18 protein-coding genes, 4 tRNA genes and 1 riboswitch are annotated in these 23,036 nt (G+C 52.8%); of the genes, 9 read left to right on the top strand and 13 right to left on the bottom strand.

Annotated elements, in window-relative coordinates:
* Nucleotides 1-60: 60 nt before the first annotated feature.
* Nucleotides 61-279, bottom strand: coding sequence for a helix-turn-helix domain-containing protein (locus AC4PS7_RS09370; RefSeq protein WP_219022576.1), 219 nt, complete (start codon nucleotides 277-279; stop codon nucleotides 61-63).
* Nucleotides 280-545: 266 nt separating this feature from the next.
* Between AC4PS7_RS09370 and AC4PS7_RS09365 the strand changes: the two genes are divergently transcribed.
* Nucleotides 546-1,367, top strand: a complete 822-nt coding sequence (locus AC4PS7_RS09365; protein WP_492179365.1) for a hypothetical protein — start codon at nucleotides 546-548, stop codon at nucleotides 1,365-1,367.
* 142 nt (nucleotides 1,368-1,509) lie between these two features.
* Nucleotides 1,510-2,004, top strand: a complete 495-nt coding sequence (locus AC4PS7_RS09360) for a hypothetical protein (protein ID WP_492179364.1) — start codon at nucleotides 1,510-1,512, stop codon at nucleotides 2,002-2,004.
* 291 nt (nucleotides 2,005-2,295) lie between these two features.
* On the opposite strand, the gene AC4PS7_RS09355 is transcribed toward AC4PS7_RS09360, so the two are convergent.
* Nucleotides 2,296-4,947 carry an AAA family ATPase gene (locus tag AC4PS7_RS09355; protein WP_492179363.1) on the bottom strand — a complete coding sequence of 884 codons (2,652 nt, stop codon included), beginning with the start codon at nucleotides 4,945-4,947 and terminating at the stop codon, nucleotides 2,296-2,298.
* Between the two features lie 608 nt (nucleotides 4,948-5,555).
* Between AC4PS7_RS09355 and AC4PS7_RS09350 the strand changes: the two genes are divergently transcribed.
* Together AC4PS7_RS09350 and AC4PS7_RS09345 are read left to right on the top strand one after the other, a co-directional pair.
* Nucleotides 5,556-8,060, top strand: coding sequence for a hypothetical protein (locus AC4PS7_RS09350; protein ID WP_492179362.1), 2,505 nt, complete (start codon nucleotides 5,556-5,558; stop codon nucleotides 8,058-8,060).
* A gap of 994 nt (nucleotides 8,061-9,054) precedes the next feature.
* On the top strand, nucleotides 9,055-9,348 hold the full coding sequence (locus AC4PS7_RS09345; RefSeq protein WP_492179361.1) for a hypothetical protein: 294 nt from the start codon (nucleotides 9,055-9,057) through the stop codon (nucleotides 9,346-9,348).
* A 272-nt stretch (nucleotides 9,349-9,620) separates the two neighbouring features.
* Here the strand turns inward: AC4PS7_RS09345 and AC4PS7_RS09340 are convergent.
* Nucleotides 9,621-9,697: transfer RNA gene (locus tag AC4PS7_RS09340), tRNA-Arg, on the bottom strand.
* A gap of 325 nt (nucleotides 9,698-10,022) precedes the next feature.
* Here AC4PS7_RS09340 and AC4PS7_RS09335 point away from each other — a divergent pair.
* From AC4PS7_RS09335 to AC4PS7_RS09325, 3 genes are all read left to right on the top strand, one after another.
* Nucleotides 10,023-10,250 (top strand): hypothetical protein, encoded by a 228-nt coding sequence (locus tag AC4PS7_RS09335; RefSeq protein WP_010208335.1) that lies wholly within the window; start codon nucleotides 10,023-10,025, stop codon nucleotides 10,248-10,250.
* A 10-nt stretch (nucleotides 10,251-10,260) separates the two neighbouring features.
* Nucleotides 10,261-10,440 carry a PA3371 family protein gene (locus AC4PS7_RS09330; RefSeq protein ID WP_021491470.1) on the top strand — a complete coding sequence of 60 codons (180 nt, stop codon included), beginning with the start codon at nucleotides 10,261-10,263 and terminating at the stop codon, nucleotides 10,438-10,440.
* A 386-nt stretch (nucleotides 10,441-10,826) separates the two neighbouring features.
* Nucleotides 10,827-11,153: an Arc family DNA-binding protein gene (locus AC4PS7_RS09325; protein ID WP_003175643.1), complete on the top strand. Its 327-nt coding sequence runs from the start codon at nucleotides 10,827-10,829 to the stop codon at nucleotides 11,151-11,153.
* A gap of 102 nt (nucleotides 11,154-11,255) precedes the next feature.
* Here the strand turns inward: AC4PS7_RS09325 and mgtE are convergent, their stop codons facing one another.
* The 8 genes from mgtE to ltaE form a co-directional block, all read right to left on the bottom strand.
* The gene (gene mgtE, locus AC4PS7_RS09320; protein WP_010208332.1) at nucleotides 11,256-12,698 is read right to left on the bottom strand and encodes a magnesium transporter; all 1,443 of its coding nucleotides are present in this window, start codon (nucleotides 12,696-12,698) and stop codon (nucleotides 11,256-11,258) included.
* A gap of 340 nt (nucleotides 12,699-13,038) precedes the next feature.
* Nucleotides 13,039-13,115, bottom strand: a tRNA-Arg gene (locus AC4PS7_RS09315).
* A 72-nt stretch (nucleotides 13,116-13,187) separates the two neighbouring features.
* Nucleotides 13,188-13,264 (bottom strand) — tRNA-Arg (locus AC4PS7_RS09310).
* A gap of 108 nt (nucleotides 13,265-13,372) precedes the next feature.
* A tRNA-Ser gene (locus AC4PS7_RS09305) sits at nucleotides 13,373-13,463 on the bottom strand.
* 62 nt (nucleotides 13,464-13,525) lie between these two features.
* Nucleotides 13,526-13,714 carry a carbon storage regulator CsrA gene (csrA, locus tag AC4PS7_RS09300; protein WP_003175645.1) on the bottom strand — a complete coding sequence of 63 codons (189 nt, stop codon included), beginning with the start codon at nucleotides 13,712-13,714 and terminating at the stop codon, nucleotides 13,526-13,528.
* A gap of 174 nt (nucleotides 13,715-13,888) precedes the next feature.
* Nucleotides 13,889-15,130 carry an aspartate kinase gene (locus tag AC4PS7_RS09295; RefSeq protein WP_010208327.1) on the bottom strand — a complete coding sequence of 414 codons (1,242 nt, stop codon included), beginning with the start codon at nucleotides 15,128-15,130 and terminating at the stop codon, nucleotides 13,889-13,891.
* A 95-nt stretch (nucleotides 15,131-15,225) separates the two neighbouring features.
* Nucleotides 15,226-17,844 (bottom strand): alanine--tRNA ligase, encoded by a 2,619-nt coding sequence (gene alaS / locus AC4PS7_RS09290; RefSeq protein WP_021491469.1) that lies wholly within the window; start codon nucleotides 17,842-17,844, stop codon nucleotides 15,226-15,228.
* A 146-nt stretch (nucleotides 17,845-17,990) separates the two neighbouring features.
* Nucleotides 17,991-18,995: a low-specificity L-threonine aldolase gene (gene ltaE, locus AC4PS7_RS09285; RefSeq protein ID WP_029529053.1), complete on the bottom strand. Its 1,005-nt coding sequence runs from the start codon at nucleotides 18,993-18,995 to the stop codon at nucleotides 17,991-17,993.
* 189 nt (nucleotides 18,996-19,184) lie between these two features.
* Nucleotides 19,185-19,354: riboswitch (FMN riboswitch) on the top strand.
* A 96-nt stretch (nucleotides 19,355-19,450) separates the two neighbouring features.
* Here ltaE and AC4PS7_RS09280 point away from each other — a divergent pair.
* Both AC4PS7_RS09280 and AC4PS7_RS09275 read left to right on the top strand, forming a co-directional pair.
* Nucleotides 19,451-19,957: a 6,7-dimethyl-8-ribityllumazine synthase gene (locus AC4PS7_RS09280; RefSeq protein WP_010208324.1), complete on the top strand. Its 507-nt coding sequence runs from the start codon at nucleotides 19,451-19,453 to the stop codon at nucleotides 19,955-19,957.
* A 171-nt stretch (nucleotides 19,958-20,128) separates the two neighbouring features.
* Nucleotides 20,129-21,673, top strand: coding sequence for a M91 family zinc metallopeptidase (locus AC4PS7_RS09275; protein ID WP_021491467.1), 1,545 nt, complete (start codon nucleotides 20,129-20,131; stop codon nucleotides 21,671-21,673).
* Nucleotides 21,674-21,702: 29 nt separating this feature from the next.
* Here the strand turns inward: AC4PS7_RS09275 and astE are convergent, their stop codons facing one another.
* Together astE and AC4PS7_RS09265 are read right to left on the bottom strand one after the other, a co-directional pair.
* Entirely contained in the window at nucleotides 21,703-22,707 is a 1,005-nt protein-coding gene (gene astE / locus AC4PS7_RS09270; RefSeq protein WP_010208321.1) for a succinylglutamate desuccinylase, read from the bottom strand.
* Between the two features lie 11 nt (nucleotides 22,708-22,718).
* Nucleotides 22,719-23,009 (bottom strand): hypothetical protein, encoded by a 291-nt coding sequence (locus AC4PS7_RS09265; protein ID WP_003214319.1) that lies wholly within the window; start codon nucleotides 23,007-23,009, stop codon nucleotides 22,719-22,721.
* Nucleotides 23,010-23,036: the final 27 nt, after the last annotated feature.

The raw sequence follows: 23,036 nt of genomic DNA, 5'->3' as shown, positions 1-23,036 counted from the left end.
ATGGCAAGCTTAGTTAACTTAGACTTCACATAAAAAATAGGAACTGTTCAAGCTAAAAAACTAAAGATCAGCGAATAGAGCTGACAGCTCGACATTCAGAGCATCGGCAAGCGTCTTAATGGCATCCAGGCTTGGATTGGCACCGCCTGTTTCGATTCTCGACATGTACGTACGAGCGAAGCCACACCTGTCCGCGAAGGCTTCTTGGGTCATGCCTGTGGCAAGACGAAGCTCACGTACTCGATGACCGAAGCGATGGCGTAGGGAGGGAGAGGGCATTCCCATATCGTGTGCCGATGTGATCTAATCGTGAACACACTAATCGTGACATTGGGTGTTTTATGATCAACTTTCAGAAAAAACCCTGGCCTCTGGCCCTTCCGGTTGTAGCCAGGTGCCTACCCTCTCTGCCTTCGATAGGGCAACTATTGCCAAAAAAATTGGTGTTAGGCTTTAGAGGCGATTAGATCCCGCATCTGATTGCTTTCCATGCAACTTCACTGCTACATAAAAATTCAATGTTAATGCTGATAAGGAAATTAGATATGCTCAGGGGTTTTGTGACTCTCTGCTTCACACTGCTATGTTCATTGTCTCAGGCTGCTTTGCCGCCTGCTCCCTTGACTATCTCGGCGGCTCAGGAGGTAGTAAACGAGTTCAGGGATCACTATGAGGATGACTTTAAATACGACATGTCCAGGGTTGCGAAGTCCGCATTCCCTACTCCCGAACAGTCATATGTGTATGCAAAATACATGAATAAAGCGTTCGCTAAGGCTGGTTATAGCCTGGACGAGACACTGTATGTTTTCTTCAAAACCGGCGGTATATCTGGTGGCACTGCTGGCAGCCCGAATGTTTTATTCATGCAAAAATTGAACCTCACACAATATGCCATTTCCCTAAAGAGTGCCGGTACTGCTAACGCATTCATTAAGGCCGACGCTGTTTCTGAAAGAACAATAGCGTATGCAAATGATGTTGCGATAGACGTTCCAATCGCCAATGGTGATTATGTAATTGATGCAACGCCGGGGTATTCGATACAAGGTTTTGAGAAATACAAAAGAGAGAACGGACGTTTTATAGGATACATCAAGCTCGGTATCGGTCCGTGGAAAGACTGGCTGTATTTTGAATCGGAAAGTCGAACGGGTGAACAATACGGAATTGGGATCGCACAAATTTCTGGGATTGATGGGAGGGAGCTGGAGGTAATGAAAGCCCTGAATGGTAAAAGAGTTAAAATGGAGGGCACTTATTTTATGGCCAAGGGGCAACAGCTAGGCGAGCTTGATGCCCAAGTCATGGCCATCGATCCAAGATTTCTGGACCTAAGCCATAAACTGATATTCAAAGTACTCTAAAAACCGCTACCGTACAGAATTAAAGTTACCACTCTTGCGTATCGAAGATGACGGACAAAATATTTTATTGAGTATCGTTATGTCGAACTCGATAACCTAACACCAAGGCAAAGCTAAACACGGCGCTTGGGGGATCAAGAGCATGATGTTTTTTTTCAAACAAGGAGCTTGTATGTATATATCAAGGTGTCTCGCAGTTGTTGCAATATCAAGCGTTTCCACTTTTGCACTTTCTCAGCAACTCACCTACTTCTCATACCAAGAAGGCGGATATGCTGGAAGAATGCTTGTTGCGAACGAGCTAGCGTTTGGTAATCCCGTGCAACCCATCGTTGTTCATATTCAGACTGTAGATACTAGCACTCATCACGAATGCGATGTTTGGGCCATGGAAAATACTGTATCTAGGATCCAGTCAAATGAAAAAATATCCACATCAATGCGGGTTGTAGATGAGCATAAAAACCCTAATGGTGAGACTTTTGATGTTGTGCTCGGAAAATCAGCAGCAATAATTACGTCGTCCGCTCCAAGTCAGAACTGCGGCGTTTCGGCGATGTTTTCCGGTCAATGGGTGCGCGTTCAAGAGGACGGCACCGGGGAGGGTGAACCGGAAAGCGAGCAAGATGCGATGTGAATAGTAAGTAATCTGCAAAAGAGAAAACTCCAAATCGGCTACCTTAGCTAATCAACGAACGTAAAGGCCTCCGCCGTGGGGAATCAGAGCGAGGCCTTTTTGTTCGCGCGCCGCCACGCTGCTGTTACTATTTCGGCAATGGCCGGGAAGGCATTGTGTGCGCTATTGATTTATATGGTCTCGGGAAATTTCTAACCTTACTCGTCCGAATGAAATATATTTATTTTCATTTTTATATAACAAGAGGGATACACTGGTGCAGTTTTCACTGCACCGGTGCTACTACTCCGATCACCCAATTGCACTGGTAGGGGCTTTTTTTAACGCCTTGAATGTTGCATCCGCAGATTTCCTTCGAGTCGCTATATCAGCCGCGAAAACTCTCAACGCATCAATATGGTTTTTGATTTCAAGTGGAGCCGGTCTGTTTTCTGAAAGCGCCCTTGATTTATGGTGGCCATACATCCAGTTGCTAGAGAGCGACATATTCGCAGTAATTTTAGTCGCATCCGTTGGTTCTACTGTGATGAGACCAATCCTGGTAGTCTGAACGCTATTCCTTCCTCGACTGACTATATCATAGAACAGATCCTGTTCAATTGAGGCCTCCCAAGCCTCTCTTAGTAAGCAGTAGAGCATAGCGGATTTATGATTATAGGCTAACATATCTGTTTCATAGAGCCCTTTGAACGAGTTTAGTTCCTGCTCTAAGTTCTGCGCTCTATTGGCTGTGCTCATTCCTCGCCATGGCGCCTCTACATGACAAAAACCAGAGTCTCTGCCATTTCGTCTAACTGTAAATGATGAGACGGCGGGACGATGACTAATTTCTAAAGCCATTTCGTCACACTTGCCATCGATTTCCATGATAAGCGCTAAATCATGGGTGAATATTATCAACTGTCTTGTTAGTGCTTCCCTGCATAACCTTGAAGCAATTTTTTCACGATAAATGTGATCAAGCGAACTAACAGGATCATCAAATACAATAGGAGCCGAATTAGAGAAAGTCTTTATCTCTGCAAGATATGCCGCAAGAGATACTACTTTTTGCTCTCCTTCGCTGAGAACTTTCCCAGGCTTTTGTGCACCAATGGAAAAACTGTGTGACGTATCACTATCTCTGACGATTGGAGCTATTTGGACGTCCAACGCTATACCGAGCTCATCCAGCTCTGCTGTAAAATTTTTTATGAAGTCAGGTGTGATTAATTGAGAGATAATTGACTTAGCTTTGCTAGAGAATCGCGTTTTTGTCTGTCGCAGAGAGTTGGTAGCAACTTCGACATTTTTGTTGCGCTTGAGGTTATCTATATAATTAATAATTTTTTCGGATGCGTCTGACAAAAATTTCTTGTTAGTTTTCTTTTCATGGCTTTTTTTGTCGAGCTCATGTTTTTCCGGGGCGATATTTTCTTGAAGCTCTTTCAATTTATTCTGAAGGCTTTCCGAGATGCTTTTGTTTATATTTTCGCCGGAAATGGGAAGCCCTTTATATTCTATATCTGTAGTCTGACCAGGTTTAAAAAAATCTTGTCTAGCCTTCAAGGTGCGAAAGGCTTCAGCCAGACCAAAGTCTGAACCTAAGATCTCGACCAGTTCATTACACAAAGGCTCGTATGCCTCTGACTCGGGTAAAGCTAAATTGAAGATTTCATCTTTTTTATTTTTTAGATTGGTGCAAGCTTGGTCATAAGTTACTTTGCTCTTGTCTTGCATAAAACGTTCAAAGCGTTCAAGACGATCTTTTGCATGGTCGTCAAGTGACTGCATGCAAAGAACGCACAGGGCGTCGTCACTGGTGTTCGGAAACTCACTATTGGTGTACGCATGGGAAATAGAAAACTCTCGAGCTGATTTGAAGAGCTCTTTCCAAGGGTCGGAATGGACTCCTTCTAATGGATCAGCTTTGTCCAAGGTGATCAGGGAGAGGTCGTAGGCTTTTTTGGCAGCGGCTTCAGCCTCTTGTAAACCTGTAATCTCTGATGATTTTGTTTCGTTTAATATTTTCGCAGCGGACGTTAGTCTTTGAATCGCTCTTGGTAGCCGTTCCGTTGAGATTTTATTTAGTTTAGCTATGGTTTTTACGGTCGTGCCGTTTTCGTAATCGGCGATGGAGCTAGTTAAGGTCGCTAGCTCAGTTGCGTCTTGTTGGCTCCAATTGAGGCTGTTCTTTATATCGGCAGTGTTAGTTTTGTCCGATAGACGGCCCAGCCAAGCTTGAGCCTCTACGTTGTCTTCTAAACCTTTTATAGTAGGCTTACTCGCATCTCGCAGCTTCAATTGAATTTTGTTTTTTACACTTTCTACTACTTGGGATACGTGGTCAAAAATATCTGCACCTCGTGGCTTGTATGTCACGCGGTTATTGTTATCAAGTAGGGTTTTTCCGCAATCGGTATCAAACACATTGATTGACGCTAATTCAGCGTGGTTTTTTCCCGGGGTCCAGATCCATTCTTCCCTATTGCCATTTTTTAGAAAACTTATGCGTGCGGATTGTTTGGATGTTTTTGGCTTATAAATATTGCTGAGCAGTGATGTTTCTACATGTTTTGCGAAACAAGCGTTTTTCAGTATACGGCTGTATCCTGACTTTCCGGAGCCATTTTCTCCATATATTAATGTTATTCCAGAATGCCCAAAGGGTAACTCGGCTTCTGAATGTATAGCGTTAATGTTCTCTACAAGGTCAATGCTACAAAGTTTTATAGGCTCGTCGGAAGTCTCGGTATTTTGGCCGTCCAGCTCATAGACGGGCGGAGAGCAATCTTTATTTTCGCCTTGGTCGTTTATACCGAAGGCGCAAAGCGCATTTTTCGCTACTTGTTCGAGCTGATCGGGGCTTAACGCTGGTTCTTGTAAAAGCCGACGGACAAGGTCTGCCTCCCATTCCGGCAGGTCGTTTGCCGCCCACTCCACGATTGCTTGGTAAGAGTTCATGCACAGTCCCTGTAGTGGCTTTTTGATACGTTTTACCTGTTGGAAGGCCCGTCGTCTAGACGTAACGAGACTGCTCAAACCTTGCCGCGAACGCTAACGGCTTTACTCAGGGCTAGATTGTCGGCTAGACCGGGGACTTCTCTGAGCGTAATGAGGTTACAGGCTGCTCGGATTCACAAGATGGCAGCACCCCAGATGGGGCTGCCCCAAGCCAAGGTAGATTGACGTTCCATATATTCCATGGGTGAAGAAAAATCGCTGTGTGAGCAGCCAGGTGTGATGGGGGCGATGAACGTAAAGCAGCAGAAACAACAAAGCGCACACAGGGCGGGCTTTGCGGCACGTTTCGTACGTCATAGGGAGACAACCAGAAATTTCATTTTGGTGCGCCCTGCGAGGTTCGAACCCACTCCCATTGGCTTCGGAGCCCTAAAAGTCAGCCTTTAGGATCAATGCGTTAGCTCGGATTAGCGGGTAAATCAAAGGATTGTGGCAGCGGAGTAAGTAGGTTTTCGCGGCGGTTAACAGCGCGAAGGTGGCAAATGTGTGGCACCAATGCAGATTACTGAGTTATTTTTAGCGGCCAACCACAGAGCAAAGCATAAAAAATGAACGAGCCTATAGAAACATTGGGATCAATCATCAAAGAAACTGAATGTCGAGCACTCAATGAGGCGGACACGCGCCATAAGGTAATAGACTTCATCATACATGATTTACTTTCTTGGCCTAGGAATAGGGTGTTTCATGAAGAACACATCCATGGCGGTTATGCTGATTATGTGTTTAAAAAGGCTAATGGAGATGACCTGCTTTTTATTGAGGCGAAGAAAGAAGGCGTTTTTTTTGAACTACCAATACCGCACAAAAACGGCGAAACATCTTGCTTTATACAAATAAGCAAGCTGTTAACAGATAAAAACATTAAGGCAGCAATGACCCAGGTCAGAACATATTGTTTTGATAGTGGTTCCGAGTTTGCTTGCATCACAAACGGGCATGAGTGGATTTTTTTTAAAAGCTTTGAAAAAGGCAAGAAGTGGGAGTCACTTCAAGCATTTGTTATCAGAAGCCTTAGCTATTTTGAAGTTGAGTATACAAAGGCAATTAACAACTTCTCGTTCATTGCCGTTAATGAGCATGCAACTCTTTCTACACTTCTAAATAGCGCCCACCCGAAGGATAGAGGGGTTTTTTTTCCAAAGGAGAAAATCCCATCGTACTCTCATACAATTACAGCCAATAGACTTGCTACATCTTTGAGGCCTATCGCTAGTTATTATTTTGGTGTAATTACGGACCATGACACTGAGTTCATGGAGCGATGCTATGTATCTCAAAGAGACTATCAGAGCACCCATGAAGGAATGCGTAGCATTTTACATGACTCACTTTCTCCCTACCTTGAATCGCACAACATCCAACAATTAGACGACACGGGCAAAGGCGGCAGACTGGGAGGAAAACTCACCAAAAATTTGAAAAATAAAAAGCAAGGTGATGTACTGGTTCTTTTTGGCGGTAAAGGCGCAGGTAAGTCAACTTTCATCAAGAGGTTGCTTCATCACAATCCACCAAGATGGTTGAAGGATCATGCAGTAATAGCCATTGTTGATTTACTTAAAGTTCCGGAAGACAAAACGGTCATTCGCGATTTGATTTGGGCCTCTTTAATCGTCGAAATTGATACAGATAATTTGTTGAGCTCAACGCGAGAAGAACTTGTTAACTCCCTATTTAAAGATAGATTTGAGATTGCTCTTAAGCAGGATCTATCGGGGCTCAGCGAGCAATCTGAAGCATTCAACATAAAGCTTAATCAACTTGTTTCTGATTGGAAGCTAGACAAAAAATATTGCGCCAAGAAAATTGTCGAGTACTGGAGCGAGAAAGATAAAGGGATAATTATTGTTGTTGATAACACCGACCAATACTCAACACTGATTCAAGATTTTTGCTTCTCATCGGCTCAAGAAATATCTAAAGAGCTTGGGTGCACAACTCTAATATCGATGAGGGAGGAGCGATTCTATAACTCTAAAATCCATGGTGTACTTGATGCATTCCAGAACTCTGGGTTTCACATAAGCTCGCCGCGACCTGCTGAGGTTTTTAAAAAACGATTAGAATATACCGCAAGCTTGCTTCAAGACGAGACAAGACGAGAAGCCATAATAGATATCTCTGATGATAAATTTATAACTGACTGCTGCACATACCTTGAAATTTTAAATAAAACATTTTCAAATGACTTATCACCACTGAATAATTTTCTTTCGGCTTGTGCTCATGGTGATATCAGGCTCTCATTGGATCTTTTCAGAAGTTTCTTGCTGTCAGGTTACACCAACGTTGATGAAATGATATCTGCTGGATCATGGAGCTTTCAGATACATCAGGTAATCAAGCCCGTAATGATTCCGACACGCTATTTTTATGATGAAAACCTTAGTGACATTCCCAACATATACCAGCTGAGATCGAACAGAAACAGCTCGCACTTTACTTCTCTCAGAATCTTACGAAAACTCGCCAAAACAATAGACTCCTCTACGCCATCTTATCTTTCTATTGCAGAGTTACGCTCGTACTTTGCGGAAGTTTTTAATATGCTCGAGGATTTTGAGAAAAACATGGACGTGTTATTGAAACACGGCTTTGTAGAGTCTAACAATCGCTTGGATCAGTACACTGAAAACGTTGATAGTGTAAAAATCACAAACTACGGTTTGTATATGATTAATGAGCTGGCATTTTACTTTGCGTATCTAGACCTGGTGTGTACGGATTGCGGAATTTATTCTGAACAAACGAGCAATTACTTAACAGAGGCTGCAAAAAAGGAATACGGCCTGTTTACAAAGGGGGATCGTGTCGCTCGAGTTCAGGTGAGGCTAGAAAGAGTCGAAGAGTTTATTAAGTATTTGAAGGTTGAAGAAGAAAGAGAAAAAGATTTTTATTCACTGGGTATGCCGGAAGAAGAGATGTTCACCTTCAAGGCTCTAGGGAATTTTGTACCTGAGCGAGAGAGGGTACTGAGAAGCGCGGCAAAACAAAAACCGAGCCAGCCTTCGGCTCGCAGGCCTTATAAGCATCGTCAGAAGCTGAAGTAAATAGCACTCGCTGGTTAGATTTTGCGGCGGATATGAATTTTTGATCGAGTCAATTTTCAATCCGCCTTCAGCAGCGCTTAATTTTTCTCTCTTTCACGTGTTCGGAATTTGGTGGGGGGAACTCAAGCAGGGGGAATGCGAGGAGTCAGCGCTAAACCGTGCTCGAACTGATCAGAGCTTAGGCAGTTGGCGCGCTCCCTAGGGCGTGAAATTATCGTCTGATTCTCAAGCTTGCTTCGGCACGGGCTCTTCCACGGTGATGTTGTAGTAAAGCTTCAACTTATACACCTCGCGCTGTCCCGTCACTTTGGCAAGCCCGATTAAGTTTGGCAGCTTTGTCGCAAGCCGGCAGGTGGACTCATGGCTTAGGTCGTGAAAGCGCAGATTAGCAGAAAGTCATCCAGGGCCCTTATCAGAGCGCCTTCGCAAACTCCTAAGTATATCGCTCTTACTTGCTCCAAACGCGCTTGAAGGCCCTCTTGAGGGCATCAGCAGTGGTGTGAAAGACTCGATCGCACAACGAACGCGGCAGATCTTTCAGCAGATGAATAACCTTTAGTGGGAGAGAGACGGCTATAGGCAGTCCGTTCTTGGTCGCGGGAAGATGGCGAGGTCCTGCGATCTAGATTCACATGCTTCCAACGCAGCTCAAAAACTCGCCACGGCGAATAGCGGTCTCAATTGCCGATTGAACGAAGGACCGTATCCACGGATTGTGCGAGGCCTCGGCATAGGTGCGGTCACACATCGCTCACGAAGCTCTAAAACGCCGAGGACGTATTGTCCTTCATTTGGATCGAGCCGTCGCGAGCGTTCGTCGTCGTAGCTTGGACGGCTGACTATGCTGACCAATTTCTATGACAGATGAATTCCCCAATAGCGGCGGGTAGCTTCAGTCACGCATTTGGGCAAGGCAAGCTCACACTCTACTGTACTGCCTTTCCGGATCTTCAGGCTCTCGTCACGGTAACGGGCAAAGTCCGAAGAGCTTAGGGTGGCAACGAAGCGTGTCGCCATCACTATGACGCTTGAGCGCTTCCAGGCGTTTGGCTTCCGAGCAAGCGCTTGTATGCTTCGGAGCAATCTCGGAAAAGTAGCCACCAATGAGTTGGTGAAGGTCGATGCGTTCTGCCTCGACAAGATAGACAAAAAACACCCCTGTAGATTGCGCTTTCGATATGCAAGCCCAGGCTTGGGCGTCGGATTTGGTTTTGAAGGTTTTGCGCTGGGCTGGGGGTCCCTGTACTGGGGGCTTTCGCTTCCTATTGATACCCGCAGCGATTCCTGATTGTTGCCATTTAGACCCTTCCCGCCATGTGCAAATGCGGAATTCATGACAAAAACGACTTTCAGGCCAAGGACAGATTCTTTAAGGAGCGCTTTCCCCTTTTAATTCGGGGGAAAGAAGGTGGTGCATCAGGCGGGTCCGCCCCTACATCTGCCTTCAGAGTGCAAACATGAGCGGCAACGTTCTTTATTTTAAAGCTATCGCCTGCACCCGCTCTGCACCCACGAAGCTTCTAATCATTTCATGCTAACGACTGAAAGCCTTGAAATATATGGTGTCCCAGGCGGGGTTCGAACCTGCAACCTTCCCCTTAGGAGGGGGATGCTCTATCCAATTGAGCTACTGGGACAAATGACAGCCGTCGTGCTGTGAGTGTGGCGACGGACGGCGTGCATGTTAACGGCCGAGGTGGGTTTTGTCATGTCGTCCGTGGGCTTTTTGAGTGTAGGCCGATAACTGCCTGATTAATCGTGAATCGGCCCCGGAAACACGGGCCCTTGAACCTATCGTGCAAAATGCACTCCACCAAAACGCCACCATTGCAAATTGCAACCTTTCAGGGCTTTAAAGTAGACTCAACTATCTGATTTTATTGAGTTATTAGATTGGCACGACACCTGCAACAGTTCTCCTACAAACCCAATAAGCCACGGCGTTAAGCGGAGAACATGACCATGAACAGTGCCCTTCTGTTAGCCCTCAACACCGTAGCCTTGGCTGCATTGCTGATGTTTCATTTTCAATCGACAGGCAGCAACGATCCCGCACAGATCAGCCAGGCAGTGCCCCATCACTTGCAACAACGCCCGCAACTGGCGGTGATGACACCGACTGCGCAATCGCCTGTACGCCTGACCCAAGACACTCAGTCCGCACCCGCTTCTGAACACTGGGTTTTCTGAGGAACCTCTGATGAACAAATTTGCCTGGCTGTTTTTGTGCCTGACCGCCGTAACAGGCATTCTGGGCTTGAACGCCGAACCCTCAGACAGCCAAACGACGGCCTTCATTGCCAGCGGCGTGTTCGCCAGCCTATCGCTGCTCACCTTGATCATGGGTCGACGCATCAAATTCGATCCAGTCCTGCGCTAACGCCCTGCCCCTCCCCCTACCTTATGTCGCCTCAGCCTCGCTAATCGGCAAATTGCCACTAGTCTTAAAGTTAAGGGCAAAAGGCCACTTTGCTATAGGATATGCGGCCTCAAACCCTGTGGTGGCATGGACTTACAGGAAGTTCCCGTGAAGCTTCACGGGTGGCAAAGTTTTCCAACCAGTCCGCAAAAATGCAAATGAGTGCTGGCATAAAGCCTTTAGGCAGTTCAATATTTGTCACAGAATTGACGCCAAGGAAATGTCAAATCTGAGGCATGATGCGGCCTCTTTGCAATTCAGGTTGAACTTTGGTCGTGAGCCTTGTCTTAACACTCATCTTGCGGCCAATTCCAAAAACCGCTCCCCTGAACTAACCGGTTAAATATATGCGCCCATTGAAACAGGCAATTTATTCCAGCCGTACGGCTGACAAGTTCGTCGTACGTCTGCCAGACGGAATGCGGGAACGCATTGCCGAGGTGGCTCGCAATCATCACCGCAGCATGAACTCCGAAATCATCGCGCGCCTGGAACAAAGCCTCATTCAGGAAGGTGCGCTGGGCGACGAGTTGAGCATGCGCCTGGACAGCCCCGAGCTGTCGCTGCACGAACGCGAACTGCTGCAGCGTTTTCGTCAGCTCTCCCACCGCCAGCAAAATGCTCTCGTCTCGCTTATCGCGCACGACGTTGAGGCGGCCGCAGAAGCCAATTGATTTGCAACTGAAAGCCGAAGCCAGCCATGTGCTGGCTTTTTTTTGCATGCCATTCGGGAAAAGGGTGTGAAGCGGGGGCAGATTTGCCCCCGCTGGATGGAATCAGAGCAGGAAGATCGTTGCCAAGCCGAGGAAGATGAAGAAGCCACCACTGTCGGTCATGGCCGTGATCATCACACTGGCGCCCATTGCCGGGTCGCGTCCAAGGCGGGCCAGGGTCATCGGGATTAACACCCCCATCAGCGCGGCCAACAGCAGGTTGAGGGTCATGGCGGCGGTCATCACCACGCCGAGCGACCAACTGCCATACAGCAAGTAGGCCACCACACCGATCACGCCACCCCACACCAGGCCGTTGATCAGGCCGACCGCCAACTCTTTGCGCAGCAGGCGCGACGAGTTCGCCGTACTCACTTGGTCCAGCGCCATGGCACGCACAATCATGGTAATCGTCTGGTTACCCGAGTTGCCGCCGATCCCGGCCACAATCGGCATGAGCGCTGCGAGCGCCACCAGCTTCTCGATCGAACCTTCGAACAGTCCAATAACCCGCGACGCGATGAAGGCAGTGATCAGGTTAATGGCCAGCCACGCCCAACGGTTATGCAGGGAACGCCAAACCGAGGCAAAAATATCTTCCTCTTCACGCAAACCTGCCATGTTGAGGACTTCGGTCTCACTCTCTTCACGAATCAGGTCGACCATTTCATCGATGGTCAAACGACCGATCAGCTTGCCGTTCTTGTCCACCACCGGCGCCGAGATCAAGTCATAACGCTCAAACGCCTGAGCAGCCTCGTACGCGTCTTCATCCGGATGGAAACTCACCGGGTCGCTGGCCATGACGTCGGCCACTTTCTTCTCAGGGTCGTTGACCAGCAGGCGCTTGATCGGCAACACGCCTTTGAGAATGCCTTCGTAATCGACCACGAACAGCTTGTCGGTATGACCCGGCAACTCTTTGAGACGACGCAGGTAACGCAAGACCACTTCCAAACTGACGTCTTCGCGGATGGTGACCATCTCGAAGTCCATCAGGGCGCCGACCTGGTCCTCGTCGTAGGACAACGCGGAGCGCACACGCTCACGCTGCTGGCCATCGAGGGCTTCCATCAGCTCATGGACAACATCACGGGGCAGTTCGGGGGCCAGGTCAGCCAGTTCGTCGGCGTCCATCTCCCTGGCCGCCGCCAAGAGCTCGTGATCGTCCATGTCGGCGATCAGGGTTTCACGGACCGAGTCGGATACTTCGAGCAGGATGTCGCCGTCGCGGTCGGCCTTGACCAACTGCCAGAGGGTCAGTCGATCGTCCAGCGGCAAGGCTTCGAGAATGTAGGCGACGTCGGCGGAGTGCAGGTCGTCGAGCTTGCGTTGCAGCTCAACGAGGTTTTGCCGGTGAACCAGGTTTTCGACCAGGTTGTTGTTCGGGCCATCCTGGCGATGCGTAAGGTCTTCGACCACACGCTGGCGCTGCAGCAGCTCGATGACTTGAGCCAGGCGATCCTGCAGGCTTTCTTGTGTTTTCTTTACTTCTACTTCGGTCATAGGCGAACTCCACTCCCAGCAGCGGGGCACGCCGGAAGGATCAATCAGTCAATTCATGATTGGTAAAACGGGGTACTGAGTAACTACTGGGTAAGTCCATGGAGGCATTCCACAAGCCCCGGCGGGGCTGACGGGCGCAATGATACACCGCCCGGCCACTTTAAACGTCAAAAAACTGGAAAGAACAAGCGCTTGCGAGCCAAAGCTGAGCATTGGCTGCATCTATGAACTGCGACGACGCAGTGCGGAAGGAAAACACATGGAGGCGAGAGAAAAACGAAAAATCCTACACAAACCCCAGACGGCAAAAAGCCCGCACTAGGCGGGCTTTTTGTTTGTATGGTGCACTCGACAGGATTCGAACCTGTGACCGCTCGGTTCGTAGCCGAGTACTCTATCCAGCTGAGCTACGAGTGCAGATTGTGTTTTTAGACCAGATCACAACTGGTTGTAACCGAATCACCTGCATTGCTGCAACTGACTCTTAAATGGTGCACTCGACAGGATTCGAACCTGTGACCGCTCGGTTCGTAGCCGAGTACTCTATCCAGCTGAGCTACGAGTGCATTTGTTGCCGCGCATTATAGGCCGTTCAATCTCTATGTAAAGCTATTTTTTCGTTTAGTTTCAACAACTTACCGAAAAAACCAGATTGCAACGTACTAAGCAAATAATGGCGGAGAACGGGGGATTCGAACCCCCGACACCCTTTTGAGGTGTACTCCCTTAGCAGGGGAGCGCCTTCGGCCACTCGGCCAGCTCTCCGCAACACGGGGCGTATATTAACCACGTTCATCCCCGTTTGCAAACATAAAAAACGATAAAAATTAAAGGCTTGGTTCTTCGTCCTTCTCTTTCTTGATCCGCAGGTAGATTTCCTCGCGGTGTACCGCCACCTCTTTCGGAGCGTTAACCCCGATACGCACTTGATTGCCTTTGACGCCGAGCACGGTCACGGTGATTTCGCCATCACCGATAATCAGGCTTTCTGCGCAACGACGAGTCAGAATCAGCATACCTTTCTCCTCACGCATTTCAGTTCAGGAACAACAGTCTGCAAAAAAAAGGCCTTCGACCTACAACCCAAAGGCCATAGTCCTACCGCCTAAGTATTGTCGAGCGCACGCAAAAGAACATGCGCCCTACAAAAAAAGGAAAGGCGCGGTAAACCGCGCCTTTCTGGCACTTCGTCACTCGCCCTGTCGGGCCGGAGCGTCCAGCTCAAAAGCGGTATGCAGCGCGCGTACAGCCAGTTCCAGGTACTTCTCTTCAATCACCACCGAGACCTTGATTTCCGAAGTGGAGATCATCTGGATGTTGATGCTTTCCTTGGCCAGGGCTTCGAACATACGGCTGGCAACGCCGGCATGGGAACGCATGCCCACACCCACGATCGACACCTTGGCAATCTTGGTATCGCCGACCACTTCACGGGCGCCGATTTCCTTCGCCGTGTTCTGCAGGATCCGCTCCGCCGCATCGTACTCGTTGCGGTGCACGGTGAAGGTGAAATCGGTGGTGTTATCGTGCGAAACGTTCTGCACGATCATGTCGACTTCAATGTTCGCGCCGCTGATCGGGCCCAGGATCTTGAACGCCACGCCCGGGGTGTCCGGCACGCCACGGATAGTCAGCTTGGCTTCATCACGGTTGAAAGCGATACCGGAAATGATCGGCTGTTCCATGGATTCCTCTTCATCAATAGTAATGAGGGTGCCCGGACCCTCTTTGAAGCTGTGCAATACGCGCAGCGGAACGTTGTACTTGCCGGCGAATTCCACCGCACGGATCTGCAAAACCTTGGAACCGAGGCTGGCCATTTCCAGCATCTCTTCAAAGGTGATCTTGTCCAGGCGCTGAGCCACGGACACCACACGCGGGTCAGTGGTGTAGACACCGTCCACATCGGTGTAGATCTGGCATTCATCGGCCTTGAGCGCCGCTGCCAGCGCCACGCCGGTGGTGTCCGAACCGCCACGGCCGAGGGTGGTGATGTTGCCCTGCTCGTCCACACCCTGGAAGCCCGCTACCACTACCACGCGACCGGCTTTCAGATCCGTACGGATTTTCTGATCGTCGATCTGCAGAATGCGCGCCTTGGTATGCGCGCTGTCGGTAAGGATGCGTACCTGGCTGCCAGTGTAGGACACCGCCGGCACACCGCGCTTGTTCAGCGCCATGGCCAGCAAGGCGATGGTCACCTGCTCGCCGGTGGACACGATCACATCCAGCTCACGCGGGAGCGGCTGTTGATCACCACTGATTGCCTTGGCCAGATCGATCAGGCGATTGGTCTCGCCGCTCATCGCCGACAGCACTACCACCAGGTCGTCGCCGGCATCGCGGAATTTCTTAACCTTGTCGGCCACCTGCTCGATTCTTTCGACAGAGCCGACCGAGGTGCCTCCAAATTTCTGTACGATCAAAGCCATTTCTAAGCCGCCTCAGCCCGTAAAGGGGCGCCTAATATTCAATCAACCAGCACCGAACAGGCCCGTGACTAGATCACGGGCCGGTTAACAATGCCTTAAATACCTGCCTCGACAAATGGCACGGTCAGGGCCAGGGCTGCGTCCAGGGCACCGGCGTCGACACCACCGCCTTGCGCCATGTCCGGACGACCACCGCCCTTCCCGCCCACTGCCGCGGCGGCTTGCTTCATCAAATCACCGGCCTTGAGTTGGCCAGTCAGGTCCTTGGTTACGCCGGCAACCAGAACGACCTTATCCTCATGGACACCGCCGAGCAGGATCACTGCGCGGCCGAGCTTGTTCTTCAACTGATCGACCAAAGCCAACAGCGCCTTGCCGTCCTGACCGTCCAGGCGTGCAGCCAGGACTTTCACATCCTTGACGTCCACCGCAGAAGCCGACAGATCGTCGCCTGCCGCGCTGGCCGCCTTGGCTTGCAACTGCTCCAGCTGTTTCTCCAGCGCGCGGTTGCGCTCCAGCACAGCGGACAGTTTGTCGATCAGGTTGTCGCGGCTGCCCTTGACCAGGCTGGCCGCTTCCTTGAGTTGTTCTTCAGCCGCATTGAGGTAGGCCAGGGCCGCAGCGCCGGTGACTGCCTCGATACGACGCACACCGGACGCCACGCCACCTTCGCTGATGATCTTCAGCAGGGCGATGTCGCCGGTACGGTTGGCGTGGATACCGCCACACAGTTCTACCGAGAAATCGCCGCCCATGCTCAATACGCGCACGCTGTCGCCGTACTTCTCGCCGAACAGCGCCATGGCGCCCTTGGCCTTGGCGGTCTCGATATCGGTTTCTTCGGTTTCGACTGCGGTGTTCTTGCGAATCTCGGCGTTGACGATGTCTTCCAGGGCCTTGATCTGCTCCGGCTTGATCGCTTCAAAGTGGCTGAAGTCGAAGCGCAGGCGCTGGCTGTCGACCAACGACCCTTTCTGCTGGACGTGCTCGCCCAGTACCTGGCGCAGCGCAGCGTGCAGCAAGTGCGTGGCCGAATGGTTCAGCGAGGTGGCGTGGCGCACATCGGCGTCCACTTGCGCCTCGACCGGCGAACCGACGGTCAGGCTGCCCGACGCCAACACACCGTGGTGCAGGAACGCGCCGCCCGTCTTGGTGGTGTCGCGTACGTCAAAACGTCCGGACGAGGCTTCAAGAAAACCACAGTCGCCGATCTGGCCACCTGACTCGGCGTAGAACGGCGTCTGGTCCAGAACCACCACGCCGTCATCCCCTTCGTTCAATACGTCGACCGACTGGCCTTCCTTATAGAGAGCAACCACTTTGGCCGCACCACGGGTGGCCTTGTAGCCGGTGAACTCGGTGGCCACGTCAACCTTGACCAGGCTGTTGTAGTCCATGCCGAACGAGCTGGCCGAACGTGCGCGCACACGCTGGGCTTCCATCTCGCGTTCGAAACCTTCCTCGTCGAGGGTCAGGTTGCGTTCACGGGCGATGTCGCCGGTCAAGTCCATCGGGAAACCGTAGGTGTCGTAGAGCTTGAACACCACGTCGCCCGGCACGACGGAGCCTTGCAGGTTGGCAAGGTCCTGTTCAAGGATCTTCAGGCCCTGTTCCAGGGTCTTGGCGAACTGCTCTTCTTCAGCTTTGAGCACGCGCTCGATATGCGCCTGGTTCTGCTTGAGTTCCGGGAAGGCTTCGCCCATCTCGGCCACCAGGGCCGCGACGATCTGATAGAAGAAGCTGCCGTTGGCACCCAGCTTGTTACCGTGACGGCAAGCACGACGGATGATGCGACGCAGCACATAGCCACGGCCTTCGTTGGACGGCAGCACGCCGTCGGCAATCAGGAAGCCGCAGGACCGGATATGGTCAGCCACGACTTTCAGCGAGGCCTGGTCTTCATTGGTGCAACCAATGGCCTTGGCCGCCGCGGCCAGCAGGCTTTGGAACAGGTCGATCTCGTAGTTGGAATGCACGTGCTGCATCACCGCACTGATCCGCTCCAGGCCCATACCGGTATCCACCGACGGCGCTGGCAACGGATGCAACACGCCGTCGGCGGTGCGGTTGAACTGCATGAACACGTTGTTCCAGATCTCGATGTAACGGTCGCCGTCTTCCTCTGGCGAGCCCGGTGGGCCGCCCCAGATGTCGGCGCCGTGGTCGTAGAAGATCTCGGTGCAAGGGCCGCACGGGCCGGTATCGCCCATGGTCCAGAAGTTGTCGGAGGCGTATGGAGCGCCTTTGTTGTCACCGATGCGCACCATGCGTTCAGCCGGTACGCCGACTTCTTTGGTCCAAATGTCGTAGGCCTCGTCATCGCTGGCGTAGACGGTAACCCAGAGTTTTTCCTTGGGCAGCTTCAGCACGCCGGTGAGGAAGGTCCAGGCGAAGTTGATCGCGTCTTGCTTGAAATAATCGCCAAAGCTGAAGTTGCCGAGCATTTCGAAAAAAGTGTGGTGACGGGCGGTGTAGCCGACGTTTTCCAGGTCGTTGTGCTTGCCACCGGCGCGGACGCATTTCTGGCTGCTGACGGCGCGGGTGTACGCGCGCTTTTCCTGGCCCAGGAAGCAGTCCTTGAACTGGTTCATCCCCGCATTGGTGAACAGCAGGGTTGGGTCATTGCCTGGGATCAAGGAGCTGGAGGCGACACGGGTGTGACCTTGCTCTTCGAAGAAGCGAAGGAAGGCTTCACGGATTTCTGCGCTTTTCATTAGGTTCTTCCACGGAGGCTGCGGCCAAAGGCCAGTGCGCAACATCATCAGACGGAGCGACGGCAAAGGGCCGCATTATATCGGCCCTTTGCCGGTGGTACAGCGTGTTTATACGATTGAAACGTTCAATTAGACGGTCTGCACTGTCATTTCCGCGAAAATTCGACGAATGTCTGCGCGACGCGCTCGATCTGCGCCCGACTGACATCCAAATGCGTGACCATGCGCAGGCGCGGGGCGGCGCTCAACGTGATCCCGCGTTCGGCGGCAAACGCCTTCAAGGCCTGGGCCTGGTCACCGATCTGCACATAGACCATGTTGGTCTGCACGGGCTCCACCTCATAACCGGCCTGGCGCAGGGCGTCGCCCAGCCAGTGGGCATTGGCGTGATCCTCCGCAAGACGCTGAACCTGATGATCCAAGGCGTACAACCCGGCCGCCGCCAGTGAACCGGCCTGGCGCATGCCACCACCCACCATCTTGCGCAGGCGCCGGGCCTTGGCGATCAACGCCGTGGAACCGCACAACACCGAGCCAATCGGTGCGCCCAGGCCTTTGGACAGGCACACCGACACCGAATCGAAATGTTGGGCGATCTCGCGCGCATCCACCCCCAGCTTGACCGCCGCGTTGTAGAGCCGCGCGCCATCCAGATGCAGGGCCAGATCATGCTCACGGGTGAACGCCCGCGCCTTTGCCAGGTAATCCAGCGGCAATACCTTGCCTTGCATGGTGTTTTCCAGCGCCAGCAAACGGGTGCGGGCGAAATGGAAGTCGTCGGGCTTGATCGCCGCGAGCACCTGGTCCAGGTCCAGCGAACCATCGGCCTGCACTTCCAGTGGTTGCGGCTGGATCGAACCGAGCACCGCCGCGCCACCGCCTTCGTATTTGTAGGTATGGGCCTGCTGACCGACGATGTACTCCTCGCCGCGCTCACAGTGGGCCATCAACGCCAACAGGTTGCTCATGGTGCCCGTCGGCACGAACAAGGCGGCGGCAAAGCCCAGGCGCTTGGCCAGTTCGGCTTCGAGGCGATTGACGCTGGGGTCCTCGCCATACACGTCATCGCCGCTGACGGCGGTGGCCATCGCGTCCCGCATGCCGGGGGTGGGTTGGGTCACGGTGTCGCTGCGCAGGTCGATCACAGACATGAAACAAGCCTCTGAGAAGTATTAAATTTCTTGTATCGATGATTACTGCGGGCAAAGCCTCGGAATATCAAGCCCCATCGTTGCTCAATCGAATACCAACCAAACAAACCGATATAGCTTATCGATACAGCGATCGTGCAGTTTTTGAAAAACCATGTTAAAAACTCTCCGCCGCCAGGGTTCTGGCGGCAACGTTCTCAGGGCGGGGTGCAATTCCCCACCGGCGGTAATTACACGCAATGTGTATAGCCCGCGAGCGCTTGGCGCCTCGAACTGCTCTTGCAGGACGGCGGCAAGGTCAGCAGACCCGGTGTGATCCCGGGGCCGACGGTCATAGTCCGGATGAAGAGAGAACGGGATTGGCACCTAAGGGCCGCGCACCTATTGTGTTCGCGTACCCTTAAATCCCATTCGATTCATAACGCCCTGTTTTTTTCTTAAACAGGAGTCAGAACATGCAACCTACCGCAATCGATAGCAAAAGCAAAAACCACCACGGCGAGCGCGTCGCGTTTATCCAGGCCTGCTGGCACAAGGATATTGTCGACCAATCGCGCAAAGGCTTCCTCGCCGAAATGATCGCCCAGGGCTACCAGGAATCGGACATCGATTTCTTCGAAGTCGGCGGCGCCTTTGAAATGCCCCTGCACGCCAAGCTGCTTGCCAAGACCGGTCGCTACGCCGGCATCGTTGCTGCCGCACTGGTGGTCGACGGTGGCATCTACCGCCACGAATTCGTTGCCCAATCGGTGGTGAGCGGCCTGATGCAGGTTCAGCTGGAAACCGAAGTGCCGGTGTTCTCGGTGTCCCTGACCCCGCATCACTTCCACGCCGGCAGCGAACACCAGACCTTCTTCTACGAGCACTTTGTGCACAAAGGCCAGGAAGCTGCACGTACCTGCGCCGACACGCTGCACAAGGTGCGCGCGATCCGTCGCAGTGAGCAAAAACTGGCCGTCTGACCCCCTCAGCCCGTCAAAGAAACGCCCCGGCAAGTGCTCTTGCCGGGGCGTTTTTTTATTGGGGTCTGGCTTCGCACTAATTAATTACCCCCCTGCCCCCTGCGCCTTTCTATTTAGTAACGCTGACGCGCCGTACCGGCGACATTACTTGTTAGATAGGGAGATCTTCGCATGACCATTGCAGGCCAATACGAACTGGAAATAAACCAGATAACCGCCCAGGGATTCCAGATCATTCATGGGGCAGCCTGGGGGCAGAGACCTGTCCCCCCCAGCAATAACGAGCATCCTGACGCACAGGGGAGCATTGAGGTGCTGCTGCATTCGAGCAACCAACTGACGATCGAACGCAGGGTGAGCGCAGATGCGGATCAACTGATAGTCACCACGCAGGACCACGATGACGTCATTGTTCTGCGAAAGTATGTGCCCGAATCGGGGGCGATTCACACGATTGCCGTCAACCGGTCACACGCCGCGCTGCCGTCCACGACCGTCACGCTTGAGGTCAACGACGCAAAGTACTGCATCATCCCCGCCAGCCGGGATCAGGCGTTGGTGGTCATCACTCAGGGCGGCTCAGACGTTGTGCAGATCGATGACAGGATCGAAAACCCCGTCATCGTTGACACCGGCGAAGGCAACGACTTTGTGATCAGCACTGCTCCCCTTGCCAACATTTCTACCGGACCGGGTCATGACAGCGTGACGGTCTTCCAAGGGTCGAGCCATATCGAAACCGGGCCCGGCGACGATATGATCCTGGCGAAGTTTGATGCCAACATCACTGCGTATGGTGGTCCAGGGGACGATGAAATAGTCGCCGCCGGCGCCTCCTTCATCGATGGTGGCGACGGCAATGACTTCATCATCGGCGGCCACGGCCACAGCATTCTCAGTGGCGGCCCAGGCGACGACCACATCGAAGCCGGCGACGCTACCAACGTCATTTTTGCCGGTGAAGGAAGGAATGAAGTCACCTTGCTCAAGCCTGATGACATGACGTACCACAGCCTCCTGACCGAGCTGTCCATCAAGTTCCCGACCTCATCAGAGGAGTGGGACAGACTGAACGCGTTTGCCCCTGGCGAACCGGCGACGGGCAACCTTCAGGTCGAGCCCGGGAATATCCAGGAGAGCGGAGTGACGGTCGTAGGTAGCCCGCAGTTCGTTGAGCGCATCAACGATGACCTGCGGCTGCTGAACACTTCCCCGACCGGCCGACAACTGCTGGCCGTGCTGCAGAGGGCGGCGCTCGAGAGTGGTATCCCGGTTGCGATCAATGAGCTCAGTGACACGCCATCCACCAGGTTCAGCGCTGACCCCGCGACCCGCGACGGTGCGTTTATAGAGAATGGCCATCCAGGCACGCCCTCTTATGGAGGGCAAATAGGGTTGAACACCACTGACACCCGCTCCCATCAACCCAGCATCATCGCGCTGTTCCACCAGCTATGCCACGCGTATAACCACATTACCGGCACGCGACTGCACGGGTTCAGTGAGGCGGCCGCGGACGGCAACCAAGCACGTATTCAGGTTTCCAACGAAGAACTTCAAGCCCTGGGCCTGCCAACGTCCGCCGAACCGTTCGACTTCGATAACGACCCGGCCACCGCCCCAACCACGACCAACCCCGAACCGTTCAGCGAGAACGGCTTGCGCAGGGAGTTGGGCTTGCCGCCGCGCTTGCTGAGTGAGCACTACACCCTCTGAAACCTGCGCTCATCGTCCAGGCATGCGCTTTAAGCCAGGCCTGCCTCGGTGGTCGGCACAATCAGGATGCCCGCGCGCAAGCCATTCTTCACCTTCGGGTTGGGGAAGATAATGCGCGCACCCTCCTCCTCGATCACCCAGCGGGTCTTGGCCACGTCTTCGGCCAACAGGTAGCCCTGGGCCAACGGCGAGAAGTTTTCGACATCGGCGGGCAGGTGCATCAGGAAGGCATCGCTGTGCTTGATGACTTCACGGGAGACGGCAAACAGTTGCAGGCCATCCAGACTCTCGGTTTCGGGCTCGGTGCCTTCGATGAGCTGCTTCAGGCGGGTTTCCAGGCGAGAGACGTCCACGCCCTGGTTCTGCCCGAACGGCCGCGCCTTGCCCAGTTCCAGGGTAAAGGCCTCAGCGTCGAGTTGCTCATAGGTAAACGCAGTGAAGGTGATCGAGGTCTTGTTCTGCAGCAGCACCGCTTGCATGCCGGCAGCGTTCAGGCGTGCCAACTGGTGGCGAGAATGCTGGCGACCGTCCTTCCAGGGGTACAGGGCGAACTGTTCGATCTTCGAGCCACGGATGGCGGTGTGCAGGTCGTAATGCAGGCGCGAACGGCCAGGCAGGCTGAAGAAGCTGCGGGCCAATTGCTCCAGCTCGGCGGCGCGCATGGCTTCGGGACCGATGTTTTTTTCATGACGGCCGTTGAACAGCCGGTTGACGTCCAGTTCGAGGTAACGCTCGCCGCGGCGCATGGCCTCAGGGTTGCCGAACAGGAACAGAATACGGGTGCGGGGCTTGATCTCCCCTCGGGCAATGCCATGCAACAGGCGGTCGAGCAGCTCGATCGGCGCGGTTTCGTTGCCATGGATGCCGGACGACAGCAGCAGGTCGCTGCCGTTGTCCTTCGCCTCAGGCGGGCGCACTTCAAGCGCGCCCTCGCTGAGCCAGCGCATCTGCACGCCGTCGACAGTCAGTTGAATTTTTTGCGCCGGTTCGCGACCGGCGAGGGTCAGTTCAAGCAGTTTGCCAAGGGCGAGCATACGCAGCTTCCTTAGTGGTTGCAGCCTGGGCCGTGGACGTGATCGTCGTCATCACCTTCAACGTCGGCCGGTTCCATTTCCAGTTGCAGGCTCATCAGGTTGGTGGCCAGTGGACGCATCAGCAGGTTGGCGTACTCGGCATCGCCTTCTTCCACGTCCACGCCGATCAGCAGTTGGCCACGGCCATCGTGCTGGATCCAGATTTCCTTGCCCTGCCAGACCACGGCGACGCGGGTGCAGGAGGTTTCCAGCTGGGTGCCGTCGGTGTCTTCAAGAATCAGTTTCAGGGTGTCGGTGGTCATAAATTAGCTCTCAGCCATAGGTCGTAA

The organism is Pseudomonas sp. DW-iso3 (genome assembly GCF_058725305.1).
This window is presented reverse-complemented; position numbering and strand designations above follow the sequence as displayed.